Source organism: Streptomyces sp. DI166, from assembly GCF_900091315.1.
In the GTDB taxonomy this organism is placed as follows: Bacteria; Actinomycetota; Actinomycetes; order Streptomycetales; family Streptomycetaceae; genus Streptomyces; species Streptomyces fuscus.
This window is the reverse complement of the sequence record NZ_FLSP01000072.1, coordinates 26,686-44,715: the sequence shown is the minus strand read 5'-3', so window position 1 is coordinate 44,715 and position 18,030 is coordinate 26,686. Positions and strand designations below refer to the sequence as shown.

Genomic DNA, 18,030 nt, shown 5'->3' with positions numbered 1-18,030 from the left:
ACCCGACCGCCGCGCGGACCGGAACGAGGGCCCTGCACCGCCCCCGGAGCACGAACCGGCCCCCGGATCAGGCACGCCCCGTAAGTGCCTGCCCCGTCGGTCGGTGGGTCCGTACCATCGCCAGGACCGCCTCCGCCACCCGTTCCGGTGCGGACGGGTCCGCGCTGTCTGTCGGGCCGGAGGCCACGGCGTGCACCCGTACCTCGGAGCCGGTCAGTGCCGCCAGCATGCGGGTGATGTTGTTCAGGGCCGTCCTGCTCACGGCGTACGGGACGGAACCGTCGGCCGGGTCCTCCTCCGTCACCGTCGCCACATTGACCACGCACCCGTCGCCGCCCGCCCGCAGATACGGCATCGCGGCCACGCACATCTGCCAGGTCCCGAGCACATTGACGTCGAAGACCTCGCGCAGCACCTCGGCGTCCGCCGCCCGCTCCCGCCGTACCGCGCCCGCGGAGTTCACCAGCACATCCAGCCGCCCGTACCGCGCCACTACCGCCGCGACCAGCCCCTCGGCCTCCTCGCGCACCGACACGTCCGCCGTACGCCACATCGACCCCGGCAGCCGACGCGCCAGCCGCTCCGCGGCCCGCCGGCCCGGCGCGCAGTTCACGACCACCCGCATGCCCTCGGCCGCCAGCCGCCGCGCGACGGCCGCGCCGACCCCGCAGGCGCAGTCCGTCACCAGGGCGACCGGCGCCCCGGCCGAGGGAGTGGGACCGGCTCCGAGGGGCTCTGCACCGGACGGGTACGTCATGAGACCACTTCCCTTCGTCCCCCGAGGCTTTCCCCCGTACAGGTCCGCGCACGTTTCCGTGCGGACGCCCTGATTCTGCTTCGCCCCGGTGGAGCCCGGCTCGACGCCGTCGCGGACGCGCTTAAGCCCCACTCCACCAGCGCTCCAGCCCCCCGACGCACTCTGTCCGCCACGCGTTCCGAGAAGGGGCCGAACTCGCCTCTGGACGACTTGTGAGGAGCGTCAATGGACCGCACTACCCCTCCACTCCGGGAACGGACGGCCGAACTCCTTGAACTGCGCGAGTCGGTGCACCGCGGTCCCTCGGAGCGGGCGACCCAGGCGCAGCACGCCAAGGGGAAGCTGACCGCACGTGAACGGATCAACCTGCTCTTCGACAAGGGCACCTTCACCGAGACCGAGGGACTGCGCCGCCACCGCGCCACCGGCTTCGGCCTGGAGGCCCGCCGCCCGCACACCGACGGAGTGATCACCGGCTGGGGCCGCATCAACGGCCGCACCGCCTTCGTCTACGCGCACGACTTCCGGATCTTCGGCGGCGCCCTCGGCGAGGCGCACGCGCAGAAGATCCACAAGCTGATGGACCTCGCGACGGCGGCCGGTGCCCCGGTGATCGGCCTGTGCGACGGTGCGGGGGCGCGGATCCAGGAGGGCGTCACCGCGCTCGCCGGATACGGCGGCATCTTCTCCCGCAATGTGCGCAACTCCGGGGTCATCCCGCAGATCAGCGTGATCATGGGCCCGTGCGCGGGCGGCGCCGCCTACTCGCCGGCGCTCACCGACTTCGTCTTCATGGTCCGCGGCACCTCGCAGATGTTCATCACCGGCCCGGACGTCGTCCAGGCGGTGACCGGCGAGGAGATCACCATGGACGGGCTCGGCGGCGCCGACCCGCACTCCACCTCCTCCGGCGTCGCCCACGCCGTCTTCGACGACGAGGAGGAATGCCTGGAGAACGTCCGCTTCCTGCTCTCCCTGCTGCCCGCCAACAACCGCGAGGCGGCCCCCGCCGTCGCCGAGTCCGACCCCGCCGAGCGGCGCACCGAGGCACTGCTCGACCTGGTCCCGGCCGACCCGCGCGCCTCCTACGACGTCCGGGACGTGATCGAGGAGATCGTCGACGACGGCTTCCTCTTCGAGGTGCACGAGAACTGGGCCCGCAACGTGGTCTGCGCCCTGGTCCGGATGGGCGGCGAGGTCACCGGGGTGGTCGCCAACCAGCCGATGGTGCAGGCCGGCGCGCTGGACATCCAGGCGTCGGAGAAGGCGGCGCGGTTCGTGCGGTTCTGCGACTCCTTCAACATCCCGCTGCTGACACTGGTGGACGTGCCCGGCTTCCTGCCCGGCGTGGACCAGGAGCACGGCGGGATCATCCGGCACGGCGCGAAACTGCTGTACGCGTACTGCGACGCGACCGTCCCGCGGGTGCAGCTGATCATGCGCAAGGCGTACGGCGGCGCGTACATCGTCATGGACTCGCGTTCCATCGGCTGCGACGTCTCCTTCGCCTGGCCGGTCAACGAGATCGCGGTGATGGGCGCGGAGGGCGCCGCGAACGTGGTGTTCCGGCGCGAGATCGCCGCCTCAGACGACCCGCAGGCCACCCGCGAGCAGCTGGTGAAGGAGTACCGCTCGGAGCTGATGCACCCCTACTACGCCGCCGAACGCGGCCTGGTGGACGACGTCATCGACCCGGCGGAGACCCGCGCCCGGCTGATCGACGCCCTGCGCACGCTGCGCCGCAAGCACGCCGACCGGCCGTCCCGGAAGCACGGGAACCAGCCCCAGTGAGCGCGACGGACTCGGAGGAACGGGTGATACGAGTGCTACGAGGCGAACCCACACCGGAAGAGCTCTCGGCCGTGCTCACGGTCCTGCTGGCCCTCTCCGGCCGGCCGGAGGGCCAGGCGGAGGGCGAACCCCTGCCGACCCAGCCGCCCGCGGTGTCCTGGGCCCGGACCACCGGAGGGGGGACGAGCTGGGCGGCGCCGGGCTTCCCGTACTGGGCGGCCCTGTCATGAGCGTCACGACCCTGCGCACCGAGCTGACCGAGGTCGCGGACGGTGTGTACGCCCACCTCCAGCCGGACGGGGGCTGGTGTCTGAGCAACGCGGGCGTGGTCGCCGGTCCCGAGGGCCTGGTCCTCGTCGACACGGCGGCCACGGCGGCCCGCGCGGCGGCCCTGCGCGAGTCCGTCGAGGGCCTGCGGCGCGGTCCGGTGAAGGTGCTGGTCAACACCCACCACCACGGCGACCACACGCACGGCAACGGCGCCTTCCCCGGCGCCACGGTGGTGGCGCACGCCCGCACCCGCGCCGAGATGGCCCGCAACGGCCTTGCCCTGACCGGGGTCTGGCCGGACGTGTCCTGGGGTGAGCTGTCGGTACGGCTGCCCGACCTCACCTTCACCGACCAACTCACCCTGTACCAGGGCGAGAAGGAGATCCGGCTGCTCCACCTGGGCCCCGCGCACACCAACGACGACGTGGTGGCGTGGCTCCCTGAGGACCGGGTCCTGTTCGCCGGGGACATCGCGATGTCGGGGGCCTCCCCCTTCGTCCTGATGGGCTCGGTCTCCGGCTCCCTGGCGGTGCTGGCCCGGCTGCGCGCGCTGCGCCCCCGCACGGTGGTGTGCGGCCACGGGCCGGTGCGGGGGCCCGAGGTGCTGGACGAGACCGAGGAGTACCTGCGCTGGATCCAGCGGGTCGCGGCGGAGGGCAGGGCCCAGCGGCTGACCCCGCTGGTGGCGGCCAAGGAGGCGGGCAAGGGCGCCTTCGGTCATCTCTCGGAGTTCGAGCGGATCGTCGGCAACCTGCACCGCGCCTACGCCGAGCTGGACGAACGGGAGGCGATCGCCTCCGGCCGGACGGTGGACGTGGCCGAGGCGTTCGGCGAGATGATCACGTACAACGACGGCAGGCTGCCGACCTGCCACGCCTGAGTCCGGGGCCGGCCGCCCTCAGTCCCCGGCCAGCCCCGGCACCAGCCCCCACACGGCCTCGCGCTCGGCCACCCCGGACGCCGCGGGACACCGAATTCACCGTGGGCCGCGAGCAGTTCGGCAGGAGCTGGAACCGGCTCGGTATGATGCGCGGCCCGGCCACGGTCACCGCCACCCTGCGCTTCACCCGCCGCGACGCCTGAACCCGGCCCGTCGCGGTCCGTGTCGCTGTTGGGCCGAACGGGTGACTTGGCGTAAGAATTGGCTGGTGCAGGCATTGAGTACCAGTCAGTTCGGGGGGAGCCGGTGAACCGCTACGACGTCACCGATGAGCAGTGGGAAGGGCTTGCCCAGGTCGTACCGCTGCGGGGCCGGGACGCGTGGCCGTCCGCCGTCGACCACCGCGCCCACCCGGAGGCCGACACGGAGCCGCGCCGCCGCTTCGTGGTCCTCAGGGTGAACGTCTTCGGCGACGCCCGCGAGGTCGCCGAGACCCTGATGGCCGGTATCCCGGTCCTGCTCGACCTCACCGGAGCGGAGGGCGAGGTCGCCAAGCGCGTCCTCGACTTCAGCACCGGCGTGGTCTTCGGCCTCTCCAGCGGTATGCACCGGGTCGACCGCAATGTGTTCCTGCTGACCCCGAACGGGACAGAGGTCAGCGGGATCATGGAGGGCGCGGGAGTGCAGTAACCCGGGACCCGGGACCCGGGACCCGGGACCCGGGTCACGGAGCGCGGGGGCGGGCGTCCCCCGATCGTAGGAAGCTGCCGCCGCCAAAACGGTTCCCCCTCCACCGGAGTCCTACGGTCCGCATATGGCCGTCCCCTCCAGTTCCGTACAGGTCGGCGCCCAGCGCGCGCCCCTGACCGCCGCCGCCCAGCAGGCCGGACCCGTCCGGCCCTGCCTCAGTGAGTTACGGCTCGCCGCGTTCGCCGGGCACCGGAGGGTCTCGGTGCCGTTCGGCGCGTGCACACTGATCGCCGGTCCCAGCGGCAGCGGGAAGAGCACGGCACTGAGGGCGTACGAGGCGCTCGCCCGGCTCGGCGGCGGGGCAAGGCTCGTCGAGGCGTTCGCGGACGCCGGTGCCTGTGTGCCCGACGGGGCCCGTCCGGACGCCCAGCGGCGCCGGGGGTTCCGGATCGGCTGCACCGCCGACGGGCCCGAGGGGCCGGTCCGGCTCGAACTCGCCGTGCAGGCCGAGCCCGAGCTGCGGATCGTCGGGGAACGGCTCACCGCGGACGGGGTGACGCTGCTGGAGACCGCCCTGCGCGACCCCGGGCGGCGCGCGGTCCAGGCCGCCTGGCACACCGGCGGGTCCGCGCCCGTCACCCGCGCCCCGCTCCCGGACGACCGGCTCGGCACCGCCCTGCTGCCGCTGCGTGTCGCCGGGAAGACCGACGGACAGCGCCGGGTCCTCGCTGCCGCCGAGCAGATGGTCGTCGCCCTGCGCTCGGTCTTCGCCTGCGATCCACGCCCCGACTGGATGCGCGTCCCTGTCCCCACCGGCTCCGGGCGGCTCCTCGGCGGCTGCGACAACCTCGCCGACGTCCTGTGGCGCACCCGTCACGAATGCGCCCGCCGGCACCAGCAGCTCGTCGCCGCGGCCCGCGCCGGCTGCCTCGGCCCCGTCACCGATGTCCTCGCCGAGCACCTCGGCGACGGCACCGTCACCGGCGTCCTGGACCGCGGCGACGGCAGCCGTACCGACTTCGGCCGCCTCGGCGACGGCGAACTGCGCTATCTCGCCCTCGCCCTGGTCCTGCTCACCGGCCCCGGTGTGCTGGAGGTCGACCCGCCCGGCGAGGTACCGCCCGCCATGCGCACCCTCACCGTCCTCACCGACGGCCTCGAACGCTGCCTCGACCCCCACCAGCGTGCCGAACTCCTTCACCTCGCCGCCCGGATGGGCGACCGCGGCCACATCCGCCTCGTCGCCACGGTCAGCGACGCGGCCTGGGCCTGCCGGACGCCCGGCGTCACGGTGGTACACCTGAACCCGTGACACAGGACCTGGACCTCGCGACCCTCCAGCGCAGGCTGGCCGAGTTCGCCGCGGCGCGCGACTGGCAGCCGTACCACACCCCCAAGAACCTCGTCTCCGCCCTCAGCGTGGAGGCCGCCGAACTGGTCGAGATCTTCCAGTGGCTGACCCCCGAGGAGTCGGCCCGGGTGATGGACGACCCCGACACCGCGCACCGCGTCACGGACGAGGTCGCCGATGTCCTTGCCTACCTCCTCCAGCTCTGCGAGGTACTCGGCGTCGACCCGCTCACGGCCCTGGCCGCGAAGATCGATCGCAACGAACAGCGTTTCCCCGCACCGTAGTTGCGGGCCGTAGTTGCGGGCCGTAGTTGCGGGCCGGTCCCCACCAGATAAGGGAGTGAATCAGTCCACTTTTACTCTCCGTATGCATTCATCGATCCGAAACCGATTTGTTGTCCACAGATTTCCGTCTTCCTCTGGCTTTTCGTCCCACACACCCTCACTCTGGGTAGTGGACAAGGGAGTTCGGGCGGAGACGTGCCGTCGGCGCGTCGGACGGACGGGGGCAGCGCATGGACGCTGTGCGGCTCATCGTGACGAGCAGGCGCGCCCTGGCAGGCACCGAACGCGCGCCGGACCTGATGACGGAGGTGTGGCAGGCCCAGGCCCTGGCGCAGGCGATAGGCAGCCGGCTCGCGGTCTTCGGACCGCCCGAACTGCGCGGCGAGGCACTGGGGCTGACGGAGCTGGCGGGCCGCGGCTGCGGGGTGCTGGACACCCCCGAACTCGACACCAAGGACCTGCGCGCGGCCCAGCTCAGCGAACTCGGCGACGCCCGGCAGGCGTTGATGTACCTCGGCTCCCTCCTCGGCGAGGTCGGCATCGCCCTCGTCGGCCTGGCGAGCGCCGCGGACGACGAGGGCACGTACTGGCAGTGCATGGAGGCCATCGACGCGGCCGACGAATCCCGCGACCGCGTCCTGGAAATGCTCCGCAGACTCGCGGACCGGGACCAGCCGCTCCACCAGCACCAGAGAGAAGCGGGCTGACCCCCGCAACCGGTCACCCTCCGACCGGTCACCCCAGCCCCCGTCAGCCCTTGACGGGCCAATGCCCGGCCGGTCAGCCCCTGGCGGGTCGGCGCTCGGCTGGTCAGTCCCCGGCGGGGGCAGCCTTCGGGCGGGTCGGGCCTTGGCGGGTTGGCCCCCGGCGCGCCAGCCTCCCGGCGGGTTGGCCCTCGACCGGTCAGCCCTTGGAGGGTTAGCGCCGTGGTGGGCCAATGCCCGGCCGGTCAGACCCTGGCGGGTTAGCCCCCAGCCGGTCGCCCTCGGCGGGTTCGCCTCCCGGCGGGTTCGCCCTCCGGCGGGTCGGCCCCCCCGGCGGGTCGGCCCCCGGCCGGTCACCTCCCGACGGTCACCCCTTCGACTGCTCAGCCCCCGGCCGGTCAGCCCCCGGCCGGTCAGCCCCCGGCCGGTCAGCCCCCGGCCGGTCAGCCCCCGGCCGGTCAGCCCCGGCCCGTCAGCCCCCGACCGCTCGGCCCCCGTCCTCCGCGCCCCCGGCGCCCCGTCGCGTTCCCGAAGTCGACTGCAGGTCCGCGTCCAGTGCGGAAAGGTCCGCGTTCAGGGCCGCCATCAGTTCCTCCATCTGCTGCAACAGCCCCTTCGGCTGACCGGAGGCGCCCCCGGCACCCCCCGCCCCGCCCTGCTGCGGCACGGACTCTTCGGACATGACGGCCTCCTCGGCCTCCGGCCCCGCCACCTGTGCGGCGGGCCGGTACGGGTGAACACCCCGGCGGCAGACAGGCCGGTGCGGGAGCCGGGCGGTCCGGCTCCGCCCGAGCCAACGATCATCAGTTCACCTGGTCACTGGCCCGTCGCACCGCGAGGTCCGACACCCCGGAATTTCACCCGACCGTGCAGGATGGAGTCATGGATCTTCGCATCTTCACCGAGCCCCAGCAGGGGGCCACCTACGACACCTTGCTCACCGTGGCGAAGGCCACCGAGGACCTGGGCTTCGACGCCTTCTTCCGGTCCGACCACTACCTGAAGATGGGCGGCGTGGACGGACTGCCCGGCCCCACCGACGCCTGGATCACCCTCGCCGGACTCGCCCGCGAGACCAAGCGCATCCGCCTCGGCACCCTGATGACCGCGGCCACCTTCCGCCTCCCCGGCGTGCTCGCCATCCAGGTCGCCCAGGTCGACCAGATGTCCGGCGGCCGGGTCGAACTCGGCCTCGGGGCGGGCTGGTTCGAGGAGGAGCACAAGGCGTACGGCATCCCCTTCCCGAAGGAGAAGTTCGCCCGCCTCGAAGAGCAGCTCGCCATTGTCACCGGCCTGTGGGCCACCGAGGTCGGCAAGACCTTCGACTTCCACGGCACCCACTACGACCTGACCGACTCGCCCGCGCTGCCCAAGCCCGCGCAGTCGAAGATCCCGGTGCTGATCGGCGGCCACGGCGCCACCCGCACCCCCCGCCTCGCCGCCCAGTACGCGGACGAGTTCAACATGCCGTTCAGCAGCATCGAGGACACCGCGCGCCAGTTCGCCCGGGTCCGCGCCGCCGCCGAGGCCGCGGGCCGCGCCGACGCGCTCACCTACTCCAACGCCCTCGTCGTCTGCGTCGGCAAGGACGACGCCGAGGTCGCCCGGCGGGCCGCCGCCATCGGCCGCGAGGTGGACGAGCTGAAGACCAACGGCCTGGCAGGCTCCCCGGCCGAGGTCGTCGACAAGATCGGCCGCTACGCCGAGACCGGCTCCACTCGCTTCTACCTCCAGCTTCTCGACCTGTCCGACCTCGACCACCTGGAGCTGATCGCCTCCCAGGTGCAGGCGCAGCTGTCGTAGAGCACATGGGAATAAACAAAGGCGCCGGTCGCACCCCATGTGGGATGGTGTGACAAGTCGTCCTGAAGGCCCCCGGGATCACCCTCCTGGGGGCCTTCGTACGCACGGCGACACCCACTGTCCACCGAGCCTCAAAGGGCCCTGCCCATGTTCCTGACGATCAGTACCACCGGCACCCCGGAACGCCCCGCCACCGACCTCGGCTACCTGCTGCACAAGCATCCCGATAAGGCCCAGGCGTTCTCCACCTCCTACGGCAAGGCGCACGTCCTCTACCCCGAGGCGAGCCCCGAGCGCTGCATGGCGGCGCTGCTGCTGGAGGTCGACGCGGTGGCACTGGTCAGGCGCGGCAAGGGCAAGGGCCGCGGCGGCGCCCCCGACGCGGCCCTCGCGCAGTACGTCAACGACCGCCCCTACGCGGCCTCCTCACTGCTCGCGGTGGCCCTGAGCGGCGTCTTCTCCAGCGCCATGCGCGGCGTGTGCACCGCCCGCCCGGAGCGCGCCGCCGAACCGCTGCCGCTGCGCATCGAGGTGCCCGCACTGCCCGCCCGCGGCGGCCCGGAGCTGGTGCGACGGCTCTTCGAACCCCTGGGCTGGACGGTCACCGTCGACCAGATCGCCCTGGACGAGCAGTTCCCCGAGTGGGGCGCCTCCCGGTACGTACGGCTGCTGCTGGAGTCCGACGGGCGCACCCTCGCCGAGGCACTGCGCCACCTGTATGTGCTGCTCCCGGTGCTGGACGACGCCAAGCACTACTGGGTCGCCCCCGACGAGGTCGACAAGCTGCTGCGGGCCGGTGAGGGCTGGCTGGCCGATCACCCGGAGCAGAAGCTGATCACCACCCGCTACCTGTCCCGCCGCTGGTCCCTGGCGCGCGCGGCGATGGAGCGGCTGGAACTGGTCCGGCTCGCCGAGACCGACGACAGCGAGGTCGAGGACATCGACAACGCCGTCGAGGCCGACAGCGAGGAGGAGGAGAAGCCCACCCCGCTCGCCGTGCAGCGCCGGGAGGCGATCCTCGCCGCGCTGCGCGCCGCCGGAGCCGCCCGGGTGCTCGATCTCGGCTGCGGACAGGGCCAGTTGGTGCAGGCGCTGCTGAAGGACGTGAGCTTCACCGAGATCGTCGGCGTCGACGTGTCGATGCGTGCGCTCACCATCGCCTCCCGCCGGCTGAAGCTGGACCGCATGGGCGAGCGCCAGGCGTCCCGCGTCAAGCTCCTCCAGGGCTCCCTCGCCTACACCGACAAGCGCCTCAAGGGCTACGACGCCGCCGTGCTCAGCGAGGTCATCGAACACCTCGACCTGCCGAGGCTGCCCGCCCTGGAGTACGCGGTGTTCGGCGCCGCACGCCCCCGCACCGTCCTCGTGACCACCCCGAACGTGGAGTACAACGTCCGTTGGGAGTCCCTCCCGGCCGGGCACGTCCGGCACGGCGACCACCGCTTCGAGTGGACCCGCGCCGAGTTCCGCGCCTGGGCGGACGCGGTGGCCGGACGGCACGGCTACGGCGTGGAGTTCGTACCCGTGGGACCCGACGACCCGGAGGTCGGCCCGCCCACCCAGATGGCCGTGTTCACCCGTACCGAGAAGGAGGCGAAGGCCGCATGACCGAGACCCAGGGGCGCACCCTGCCCGTCACCGACCTGTCCCTCGTCGTCCTCGTCGGCGCCTCCGGCTCGGGCAAGTCCACCTTCGCCCGCCGCCACTTCAAGCCCACCGAGGTGATCTCCTCCGACTTCTGCCGGGGCCTGGTCTCCGACGACGAGAACGACCAGGGCGCCACCCGCGACGCCTTCGACGTCCTGCACTACATCGCGGGCAAGCGGCTCGCGGCCGGCCGCCGTACCGTCGTCGACGCCACCAGCGTCCAGTCCGACGCCCGCAAGCAGCTCATCGCGCTCGCCCGGCAGTACGACGTGCTGCCCATCGCGATCGTGCTGGACGTGCCCGAGGAGGTGTGCGCCGAGCGCAACGCCGCCCGCACCGACCGCGCCGACATGCCGGTCCGGGTCATCCGCCGGCACGTGCGCGAACTGCGCCGCTCCCTGCGGCACTTGGAGCGCGAGGGCTTCCGCAAGGTGCACATCCTGCGCGGCGTGGCGGAGGTCGAGCAGGCCACCGTCGTCACCGAGAAGCGCTTCAACGACCTGACCCACCTGACCGGCCCCTTCGACATCATCGGCGACATCCACGGCTGCTCCGCCGAACTGGAGTCCCTGCTGGGCAAGTTGGGCTACGTCGACGGCGTGCACCCCGAGGGCCGCACCGCGGTCTTCGTCGGCGACCTCGTCGACCGCGGCCCGGACAGCCCCGGCGTACTGCGCCGCGTGATGAGCATGGTCGAGTCCGGCAACGCGCTGTGCGTCCCGGGCAACCACGAGAACAAGTACGGCCGTTACCTGAGCGGCCGCAAGGTCCAGCAGACCCACGGACTCGCCGAGACCGTCGAGCAGATGGAGGGCGAGAGCGAGGAGTTCAGGCAGAAGGTACGCAAGTTCATCGACGGACTGGTCAGCCACTACGTCCTCGACGGCGGACGGCTGGTGGTCTGCCACGCCGGTCTGCCGGAGAAGTACCACGGCCGCACCTCCGGCCGCGTCCGCAGCCACGCCCTGTACGGCGACACCACCGGGGAGACCGACGAGTTCGGGCTGCCGGTGCGCTACCCGTGGGCGGAGGACTACCGGGGCCGGGCCGCCGTGGTCTACGGTCACACTCCAGTGCCCGAGGCGACCTGGCTGAACAACACCATCTGCCTGGACACCGGCGCCGTCTTCGGCGGCAAGCTGACCGCGCTGCGCTGGCCGGAGCGGGAACTGGTCGACGTACCGGCCGAGCGCGTCTGGTACGAGCCGGCCAAGCCGCTGCGCACCGAGGCGCCGGGCGGGCACGACGGACGCCCGCTGGACCTCGCCGACGTGCACGGACGGCGGGCCGTGGAGACCCGGTACGCGGGACGCGTCGCCGTTCGGGAGGACAACGCGGCAGCGGCCCTGGAGGTCATGAGCCGTTTCGCGGTGGACCCGCGGCTGCTGCCGTACCTGCCGCCGACCATGGCGCCGACCGCGACCTCGCAGGTCGAGGGGTATCTGGAGCACCCGCTGGAGGCGTTCGCGCAGTACCGGGAGGACGGGGTCGCGCGGGTCGTGTGCGAGGAGAAGCACATGGGTTCGCGCGCGGTGGCCCTGGTCTGCCGCGACGCGGACGCCGCCCGGCGCCGGTTCGGCGTCGACGGCCCGACCGGCGCGCTCTACACCCGTACCGGGCGGCCGTTCTTCGACGACGAGTCGGTCACCGAGGAGATCCTCGGCCGGGTCCGGCAGGCCGTCGGCGAGGCCGGACTGTGGGACGAACTCGCCACGGACTGGCTCCTGTTGGACGCCGAGCTGATGCCTTGGTCGCTGAAGGCGTCCGGGCTGCTGCGCACGCAGTACGCGGCCGTCGGCGCCGCGTCCGGGGCGGTGTTCCCGGGCGCGCTGGCCGCGCTGGAGGGCGCTGCGGCGCGCGGCGTGGACGTGTCCGGCCTGCTGGGCCGCCAGCGCGAACGGGCCGCCGACGCGGCCGCGTTCACCGAGGCGTACCGGCGCTACTGCTGGACCACCGAGGGCCTGGAGGGCGTCCGCCTGGCGCCGTTCCAGATCCTCGCCGTCCAGGGCCGCAGCCTCGCCGCGCTTCCGCACGACGAACAGCTCGCCCTGCTCGACCGGCTGGTGGAGCACGACGGCTCCGGGCTGCTCCAGACCACCCGGCGCCTGTACGTCGACACCGCCGACGAGGAGTCGGTGCGGGCGGGCGTCGACTGGTGGCTGGAGATGACCGGCCGCGGCGGCGAGGGCATGGTCGTCAAGCCGGTCGGCGCGCTGGTCCGCGACGGACAGGGCCGCCTGGTGCAGCCCGGCATCAAGTGCCGGGGCCGCGAGTACCTGCGGATCATCTACGGCCCGGAGTACACCCGCCCCGACAACCTGGCCCGCCTGCGCCACCGCTTCCTCAACCACAAGCGCTCCCTCGCGACCCGCGAGTACGCGCTCGGCCTGGAGGCCCTGGACCGACTGGCCGACGGCGAGCCGCTGTGGCGCGTCCACGAGGCGGTGTTCGGGGTCCTGGCCCTGGAGTCGGAGCCGGTGGACCCGCGTCTGTGACGCGGGGGCCTGCCGGCCGGGTTCCGGGTGCGGGTTCGTGGGGGCTGGTCGCGCAGTTCCCCGCGCCCCTTGAGGTGGGTCCGGTTGACCCTAGCCCGCCAATCGCAGCCGGTCCCCGCACACCCCCACCCGGACCGACTGGCCCCAGGTCAGTTCCAGGGCGTCGGACTCCATGCCGTCGCCGAAGGCCACCAGGCGTTCGGACTCGGCGGTGAGGACCAGGTGGGTCTCGGCGGTCAGGATCCCGGACACCAGGGTCGTCCCCGTGGCCGGGGACGGCCAGGCCTCGCGGACGTACCACAGCAGGCGGTTCTCGACCGGGGTGGGCAGACGCAGCCGCCCACCCCGGTTCTGCCACACCGACCGGAGCCATCCGGTCGCCCCCGTCCCGGTGCCGACCAGCACACCGGAGGAGGCCTGGGCCTCGACGACACCCCCGTCGCCCTCCAGGCCCAGGCGGTACCGGGCCGTCTGGTGTCCGGCCGCGCCCAGGTAGATCTCGTTCAGCGCGACCAGGCGCTGCGTGTCGTCGGCGACGGCCTCGACCATGGTCAGTTCGTCGACCGAGACACTGGCCGCGGACGCCAGCAACTTGGCGGCGTCGGACGGCCGGTGCCGTACCAGGACCCCCGGATTGCGACCGGGGTCGGAGTCGATGCCGACCACCGGCTGCCCGGTGAGGTACTTGGCCACGTTCGCCACCAGACCGTCCTGTCCGACGACGACCACCACGTCCTGCGGCGCGAACAGGAACCGGTCCAGGTCGGCGCGTTCCACCCGCGCCTGCCGCCAGGTCAGCGGAATCGCGGCGGTCACCTCGGCGAGCGCACGCCGGGTGCGCTGGTGCCGTTCGGCGACCTCCTCGATGTCCCGGCCCCGGCTGCGCAGGAAGTAGGCGGCCTGGCCGTGCGTGCCGTGGTGGGCCACCAACTCCTCGTACTCCGTGGTGCGATGGACCAGCACCGCGCGCGGCGCGAGACTCACGCCCGCTCCCCGTCACCGAGCTTGGCGAGCAGTCCGGTGAGCACGTCCGGCGAGATCGTCACGCTGTCCACGCGCGGCAGGTTCTCCGCGAGCCGCGTCCCGGTGAGGGCGCGCAGGACGGCGACGTCCACGTCCGAGTGCACCCGCAGCCAGGCGGCCTGCGCCTCGGCCTTGGCCTCGCCCACCGTGCGGGCGCTCTCGGCCTCGGCCTTGGCGAGCCGTACGGTCCGCGCGGCCTCCGCCTCGGCGCGTACGGCGTCGGCGGCGGCGCGCTCCTCGGCCTTGCGGCGCTCGTTGGTGCCGCGCTGCTCGACCAACTGCTCCTCGCGGCGGGCGAGTTCGATCTGGCTGGCCAGTTCGTTCTCGGCGATGGCCCGCTCCCGCTCGACGGCCACGGCCCGGCGTTCGTAGGTGGCCCGGTCGGCCTCCTGCTGGATCAGCTCGCGGGCCGGCGTGCGCAGCGCCCGCTCCACCTCCGGCTCGGGGCGCAGCGCGACGACCCGTACGGCCACGATCTCGATTCCGGTGGCGGGCAGTCGGGGCTCGGCGGCGAGCCCTTCGGCGACCCGTTCCCGTACCGCGCTCACGCCGTCCACCAGCGCCTCCGACAGCGGGGTGCGGGCGAGGACGTCGAGGGCGTGCTGCTGGGCCGTCTCGGTCAGCAGGGTGCCGAGCTGCTCCAGCGGGGTGCCGCGCCAGGCGCCGGTGTCGGGGTCGATGGAGAAGTCCAGGCGGGCCGCCGCCACGGCCGGGTCGCTGATCCGGTAGGTGACCGTCGCCTGCACCGCCACGTCCTGGAAGTCGGCCGTGCGGGCGTGGAAGGTCATCGCCAGCTCGCGGTCGTCGACCGGCACCTCGGACAGCGCCGCGCTCAGCGCCCGGAACCAGAAGCTGATGCCGGGCCCGTCGTGGGTCAGCCGGCCCTTGCGGTGGTACCGGATGTGCGCGGTCGGCGCGCCCCGCAGATGGCGCCAGCCGAAGCGGCGCGTGATGTCGGCCATGAGGACCCCTCCCTGATTTTCGTCAAGAGGACGATAAGCGGACCCATGGGTTCTCGTCAAGGGGACGAGAATCGGTCGGCGGCGAAGTAATGCAACAAGGGGGTGAACACGGCGTTCGATGGTCAGGATGGAGGCATGGGATTCCATGTCGACTCCGAGGCCGGCCGGCTCAGCCGCGTCATCCTGCACCGGCCCGATCTTGAGCTCAAAAGGCTCACCCCCAGCAACAAGGACGCGCTGCTCTTCGACGACGTGCTCTGGGTTCGCCGGGCGCGCGCCGAGCACGACGGCTTCGCCGACGTCCTGCGCGACCGCGGCGTCACCGTGCACCTCTTCGGCGACCTGCTCACCGAGGCCCTGGCGATCCCGGAGGCCCGCACCCTCGTCCTGGACCGGGTCTTCGACGAGAAGGAGTACGGCGTCCTCGCCACGGACCATCTGCGCGCCGCCTTCGAGAACCTGCCCGCCCCCGAACTGGCCGAGGCCCTGGTCGGCGGCATGACCAAGCGGGAGTTCCTGGACGCCCACCCGGAGCCGACCTCCGTGCGTTTCCACGCCATGGAACTGGACGACTTCCTGCTGGCGCCGCTGCCGAACCACCTCTTCACCCGGGACACCTCCGCCTGGATCTACGACGGTGTCTCCGTCAACGCCATGCGCTGGCCCGCCCGGCAGCGCGAGACGGTGCACTTCGAGGCGATCTACCGGCATCATCCGCTGTTCCGCGACGAATCGTTCCACTTCTGGTCCGAGGGGCAGGCCGACTACCCGTCCACCATCGAGGGCGGCGACGTCCTGGTGATCGGCAACGGCGCGGTACTGATCGGGATGAGCGAGCGCACGACGCCCCAGGCCGTGGAGATGCTCGCTCACAAGCTGTTCGCGGCGGGCTCCGCCCAGACGATCGTGGCGCTCGACATGCCCAAGCGGCGCGCCTTCATGCACCTCGACACGGTGATGACGATGGTCGACGGCGACACCTTCACCCAGTACGCCGGGCTCGGCATGCTCCGCTCCTACACCATCGAACCCGGTGTCGACGGCAAGGAACTGAAGGTCACCGACCACCCGCCGGAGCACATGCACCGCGCCATCGCGGCCGCCCTCGGACTGAGCGAGATCCGGGTGCTGACCGCCACCCAGGACGTGCACGCGGCCGAGCGGGAGCAGTGGGACGACGGCTGCAACGTCCTCGCGGTCGAACCGGGCGTGGTCGTGGCCTACGAACGCAACTCCACCACCAACACCCACCTGCGCAAACAGGGCATCGAGGTGATCGAGATCCCGGGCAGCGAACTGGGCCGGGGCCGGGGCGGACCGCGCTGTATGAGCTGCCCGGTGGAGCGGGGGTCCGTGCACTGAACAGGGCCTGTATAGAAATGTGGAACATCGTATAGACTTCCATAGTCATTGTCCGCACATCCCTGGAGCGCCCCCATGGCGACTGTCCCGACCGCCCTCGCCGGCCGCCACTTCCTCAAGGAGCTGGACTTCACCGCGGAGGAGTTCCGCGGTCTGGTCGAGCTGGCCGCGGACCTGAAGGCGGCGAAGAAGGCCGGGACCGAGACGCAGTACCTGCGCGGCCGGAACATCGCGCTGATCTTCGAGAAGACCTCCACGCGCACCCGGTGCGCCTTCGAGGTCGCCGCGGCGGACCAGGGCGCCGCGACGACGTACCTGGACCCGGCGGGCTCGCAGATCGGGCACAAGGAGTCGGTCAAGGACACCGCGCGGGTGCTCGGGCGGATGTTCGACGGCATCGAGTACCGGGGGGACAGCCAGGAGAAGGTCGAGGAGCTGGCCGCGTACGCGGGGGTGCCGGTCTACAACGGCCTCACCGACGACTGGCACCCCACCCAGATGCTGGCCGACGTGCTCACGATGCTGGAGCACTCCGACAAGACCCTCGACGACACCATCGCCTTCGCCTACCTCGGCGACGCCCGCTTCAACATGGGCAACTCCTACCTGGTCACCGGCGCCCTGCTCGGCATGGACGTACGGATCGTCGCGCCCAAGGCGTACTGGCCGGCCGAGCCGATCATCACCGAGGCCCGTCGGCTCGCCGAGGCCAGCGGCGCGCGCATCACCCTCACCGAGTCCGTCACGGAGGGCGTCCTGGGCGCCGACTTCGTCGCCACGGACGTCTGGGTGTCGATGGGGGAGCCCAAGGAGGTCTGGGACGAGCGCATCAAGGCCCTGTCCCCGTATGCGGTGACGATGGACGTCCTGCGGGCCAGCGGCAACCCGGACGTCAAGTTCCTCCACTGCCTCCCGGCCTTCCACGACCTCGGCACGAAGGTGGGCCGCGAAATCTTCGAGACCCACGGCCTCGACTCCCTGGAGGTCACGGACGAGGTCTTCGAATCCCCCCACTCGGTGGTCTTCGACCAGTCGGAAAACCGCCTCCACACGATCAAGTCGGTCTTGGTAGCCACCCTGGCCCGCTAGGGGCCTTTCAGGGGCGCGGGGAACTGCGCGCCCAGCCACAACGCACCCGCACTCGGCAGGAGACCGCCGCCCCCACCCCGATGGCCGCCGCAGCGCGGGAACGGTGGCCGCCCACGGCGACTGTTCCCACTTCAGGGGCGCGGGGAACTGCGCGCCCAGCCACAACGCACCCGCACCAAGCCGAGAACCCTGCCCCTACGCCAGAGGCCTCCGCGGCGCAGGCACGGACGGCAACCGGAACCACACCGCCTTCCCCGACGGAGTCGCCCGGTGCCCGCACGAAGAGCTGAGCGCGCGGATCAACAGCAACCCCCGCCCGTGCTCCTGCCAAGGATCCGGCTCCCCGGCGACGGGATGCGTCAGATCCCCCGGCGGCGCCGGATCCGGATCGTGCACCTCCACCTTGCAGCCGTTCGGCAGCAGCTCCACCACCAGCTCTATGGGCCCGTCACCCGCCGTGTGCTCCACCGCGTTCGCGACCAGCTCCGCGGTCAGCAGCTCGGCGGTGTCGCCGTCCGCGGTGTGCTCCAGCTCGGCAAGGGCGGTACGGACCAGGGCACGCGCGACCGGCACCGCCGCGGTGGTGTGCGGCAGTGCGATGCGCCAGGAGGCGGGGGTGGGGAGGCGATCGTGCACGGCGGGTCCGTTCTCAAAGCAGACGGTGCTGCTTTCAACCGTATGAATGGTACGGGGCCCCACGTCAGAGTCTTCGGTCAGGCCCCGCCCGGGACCTTCGGCCCCGTAGCGAGCGGCTTACCCCGGACAACGCCCCGCCTCGCGCCCCCGATCCCACCGTTACCGCCGCGTGGACGATCCGTGACACGCGGACCGCGCCTGTGACGTATCGCGCCATCCTGACGACAGTCACGGATGAGTGATAACTTCGAGGGGTACACCTCAGTGAGACAGCGCAGCCCCCGCA

General features: G+C 72.2%; 17 protein-coding genes and 1 pseudogene. 13 read left to right on the top strand and 5 right to left on the bottom strand.

Annotated features, from left to right (window positions below; all coding sequences use genetic code 11):
* Positions 1–67: 67 nt before the first annotated feature.
* Complete coding sequence (locus GA0115233_RS28915; RefSeq protein ID WP_093723263.1) at positions 68–757, bottom strand: SDR family oxidoreductase; 690 nt, start codon at positions 755–757, stop codon at positions 68–70.
* A 225-nt stretch (positions 758–982) separates the two neighbouring features.
* On the opposite strand from GA0115233_RS28915, the gene GA0115233_RS28910 reads away from it, so the two are divergent.
* The 8 genes and pseudogenes from GA0115233_RS28910 to GA0115233_RS28880 all read left to right on the top strand — a co-directional run bounded on the left by GA0115233_RS28910 (position 983) and on the right by GA0115233_RS28880 (position 6,730).
* A complete protein-coding gene (locus GA0115233_RS28910) occupies positions 983–2,548 on the top strand; it encodes an acyl-CoA carboxylase subunit beta (protein ID WP_093723262.1) in 1,566 nt (521 codons plus the stop codon).
* Complete coding sequence (locus GA0115233_RS28905) at positions 2,545–2,778, top strand: acyl-CoA carboxylase subunit epsilon (protein ID WP_093723261.1); 234 nt, start codon at positions 2,545–2,547, stop codon at positions 2,776–2,778. Before GA0115233_RS28910 ends, GA0115233_RS28905 begins: the two co-directional genes overlap by 4 nt.
* On the top strand, positions 2,775–3,698 hold the full coding sequence (locus tag GA0115233_RS28900; RefSeq protein WP_093723260.1) for an MBL fold metallo-hydrolase: 924 nt from the start codon (positions 2,775–2,777) through the stop codon (positions 3,696–3,698). Before GA0115233_RS28905 ends, GA0115233_RS28900 begins: the two co-directional genes overlap by 4 nt.
* 86 nt (positions 3,699–3,784) lie before the next feature.
* Positions 3,785–3,901 (top strand): annotated as a pseudogene (locus tag GA0115233_RS40720) (YceI family protein); the annotation flags it as partial.
* A gap of 103 nt (positions 3,902–4,004) precedes the next feature.
* On the top strand, positions 4,005–4,388 hold the full coding sequence (locus tag GA0115233_RS28895) for a cell division protein SepF (RefSeq protein ID WP_176711977.1): 384 nt from the start codon (positions 4,005–4,007) through the stop codon (positions 4,386–4,388).
* Between the two features lie 124 nt (positions 4,389–4,512).
* Positions 4,513–5,700, top strand: coding sequence for an AAA family ATPase (locus GA0115233_RS28890; RefSeq protein ID WP_093723259.1), 1,188 nt, complete (start codon positions 4,513–4,515; stop codon positions 5,698–5,700).
* A complete protein-coding gene (locus GA0115233_RS28885) occupies positions 5,697–6,023 on the top strand; it encodes a nucleotide pyrophosphohydrolase (protein WP_093723258.1) in 327 nt (108 codons plus the stop codon). The genes GA0115233_RS28890 and GA0115233_RS28885 overlap by 4 nt, the downstream gene beginning before the upstream one ends.
* Positions 6,024–6,253: 230 nt before the next feature.
* Positions 6,254–6,730: a DUF6099 family protein gene (locus GA0115233_RS28880; RefSeq protein ID WP_093723257.1), complete on the top strand. Its 477-nt coding sequence runs from the start codon at positions 6,254–6,256 to the stop codon at positions 6,728–6,730.
* Between the two features lie 469 nt (positions 6,731–7,199).
* Here the strand turns inward: GA0115233_RS28880 and GA0115233_RS28875 are convergent, their stop codons facing one another.
* Positions 7,200–7,409: a hypothetical protein gene (locus tag GA0115233_RS28875; RefSeq protein WP_093723256.1), complete on the bottom strand. Its 210-nt coding sequence runs from the start codon at positions 7,407–7,409 to the stop codon at positions 7,200–7,202.
* Positions 7,410–7,609: 200 nt separating this feature from the next.
* Between GA0115233_RS28875 and GA0115233_RS28870 the strand changes: the two genes are divergently transcribed.
* The 3 genes from GA0115233_RS28870 (at position 7,610) to GA0115233_RS28860 (ending at position 12,672) form a co-directional block, all read left to right on the top strand.
* A complete protein-coding gene (locus GA0115233_RS28870) occupies positions 7,610–8,530 on the top strand; it encodes an LLM class F420-dependent oxidoreductase (protein ID WP_093723255.1) in 921 nt (306 codons plus the stop codon).
* Between the two features lie 147 nt (positions 8,531–8,677).
* Positions 8,678–10,138, top strand: coding sequence for a 3' terminal RNA ribose 2'-O-methyltransferase Hen1 (locus GA0115233_RS28865; protein WP_093723254.1), 1,461 nt, complete (start codon positions 8,678–8,680; stop codon positions 10,136–10,138).
* A complete protein-coding gene (locus GA0115233_RS28860) occupies positions 10,135–12,672 on the top strand; it encodes a polynucleotide kinase-phosphatase (protein WP_093723253.1) in 2,538 nt (845 codons plus the stop codon). Before GA0115233_RS28865 ends, GA0115233_RS28860 begins: the two co-directional genes overlap by 4 nt.
* A gap of 90 nt (positions 12,673–12,762) precedes the next feature.
* Here GA0115233_RS28860 and GA0115233_RS28855 read toward each other — a convergent pair whose 3' ends face one another.
* Positions 12,763–13,656: an NAD(+)/NADH kinase gene (locus tag GA0115233_RS28855; RefSeq protein WP_093723252.1), complete on the bottom strand. Its 894-nt coding sequence runs from the start codon at positions 13,654–13,656 to the stop codon at positions 12,763–12,765.
* On the bottom strand, positions 13,653–14,657 hold the full coding sequence (locus tag GA0115233_RS28850; protein ID WP_093723251.1) for an SPFH domain-containing protein: 1,005 nt from the start codon (positions 14,655–14,657) through the stop codon (positions 13,653–13,655). The genes GA0115233_RS28855 and GA0115233_RS28850 overlap by 4 nt, the downstream gene beginning before the upstream one ends.
* A 135-nt stretch (positions 14,658–14,792) precedes the next feature.
* Between GA0115233_RS28850 and GA0115233_RS28845 the strand changes: the two genes are divergently transcribed.
* Together GA0115233_RS28845 and argF are read left to right on the top strand one after the other, a co-directional pair.
* Complete coding sequence (locus GA0115233_RS28845; RefSeq protein ID WP_093723250.1) at positions 14,793–16,019, top strand: arginine deiminase; 1,227 nt, start codon at positions 14,793–14,795, stop codon at positions 16,017–16,019.
* Between the two features lie 75 nt (positions 16,020–16,094).
* Positions 16,095–17,108 (top strand): ornithine carbamoyltransferase, encoded by a 1,014-nt coding sequence (argF, locus tag GA0115233_RS28840; RefSeq protein ID WP_093723249.1) that lies wholly within the window; start codon positions 16,095–16,097, stop codon positions 17,106–17,108.
* 195 nt (positions 17,109–17,303) lie between these two features.
* On the opposite strand, the gene GA0115233_RS28835 is transcribed toward argF, so the two are convergent.
* Positions 17,304–17,744 (bottom strand): ATP-binding protein, encoded by a 441-nt coding sequence (locus GA0115233_RS28835; RefSeq protein ID WP_176711976.1) that lies wholly within the window; start codon positions 17,742–17,744, stop codon positions 17,304–17,306.
* Positions 17,745–18,030: the final 286 nt, after the last annotated feature.

Excerpts from the sequence above, each read along its gene's own strand:
- GA0115233_RS28915 (WP_093723263.1), bottom strand. The coding sequence starts at position 757 with ATGACGTACCCGTCCGGTGCAGAGCCCCTCGGAGCCGGTCCCACTCCC.
- GA0115233_RS28910 (WP_093723262.1), top strand. The coding sequence starts at position 983 with ATGGACCGCACTACCCCTCCACTCCGGGAACGGACGGCCGAACTCCTT.
- GA0115233_RS28900 (WP_093723260.1), top strand. The coding sequence starts at position 2,775 with ATGAGCGTCACGACCCTGCGCACCGAGCTGACCGAGGTCGCGGACGGT.
- GA0115233_RS28890 (WP_093723259.1), top strand. The coding sequence starts at position 4,513 with ATGGCCGTCCCCTCCAGTTCCGTACAGGTCGGCGCCCAGCGCGCGCCC.
- GA0115233_RS28880 (WP_093723257.1), top strand. The coding sequence starts at position 6,254 with ATGGACGCTGTGCGGCTCATCGTGACGAGCAGGCGCGCCCTGGCAGGC.
- GA0115233_RS28875 (WP_093723256.1), bottom strand. The coding sequence starts at position 7,409 with ATGTCCGAAGAGTCCGTGCCGCAGCAGGGCGGGGCGGGGGGTGCCGGG.
- GA0115233_RS28870 (WP_093723255.1), top strand. The coding sequence starts at position 7,610 with ATGGATCTTCGCATCTTCACCGAGCCCCAGCAGGGGGCCACCTACGAC.
- GA0115233_RS28865 (WP_093723254.1), top strand. The coding sequence starts at position 8,678 with ATGTTCCTGACGATCAGTACCACCGGCACCCCGGAACGCCCCGCCACC.
- GA0115233_RS28860 (WP_093723253.1), top strand. The coding sequence starts at position 10,135 with ATGACCGAGACCCAGGGGCGCACCCTGCCCGTCACCGACCTGTCCCTC.
- GA0115233_RS28850 (WP_093723251.1), bottom strand. The coding sequence starts at position 14,657 with ATGGCCGACATCACGCGCCGCTTCGGCTGGCGCCATCTGCGGGGCGCG.
- GA0115233_RS28845 (WP_093723250.1), top strand. The coding sequence starts at position 14,793 with ATGGGATTCCATGTCGACTCCGAGGCCGGCCGGCTCAGCCGCGTCATC.
- argF (WP_093723249.1), top strand. The coding sequence starts at position 16,095 with ATGGCGACTGTCCCGACCGCCCTCGCCGGCCGCCACTTCCTCAAGGAG.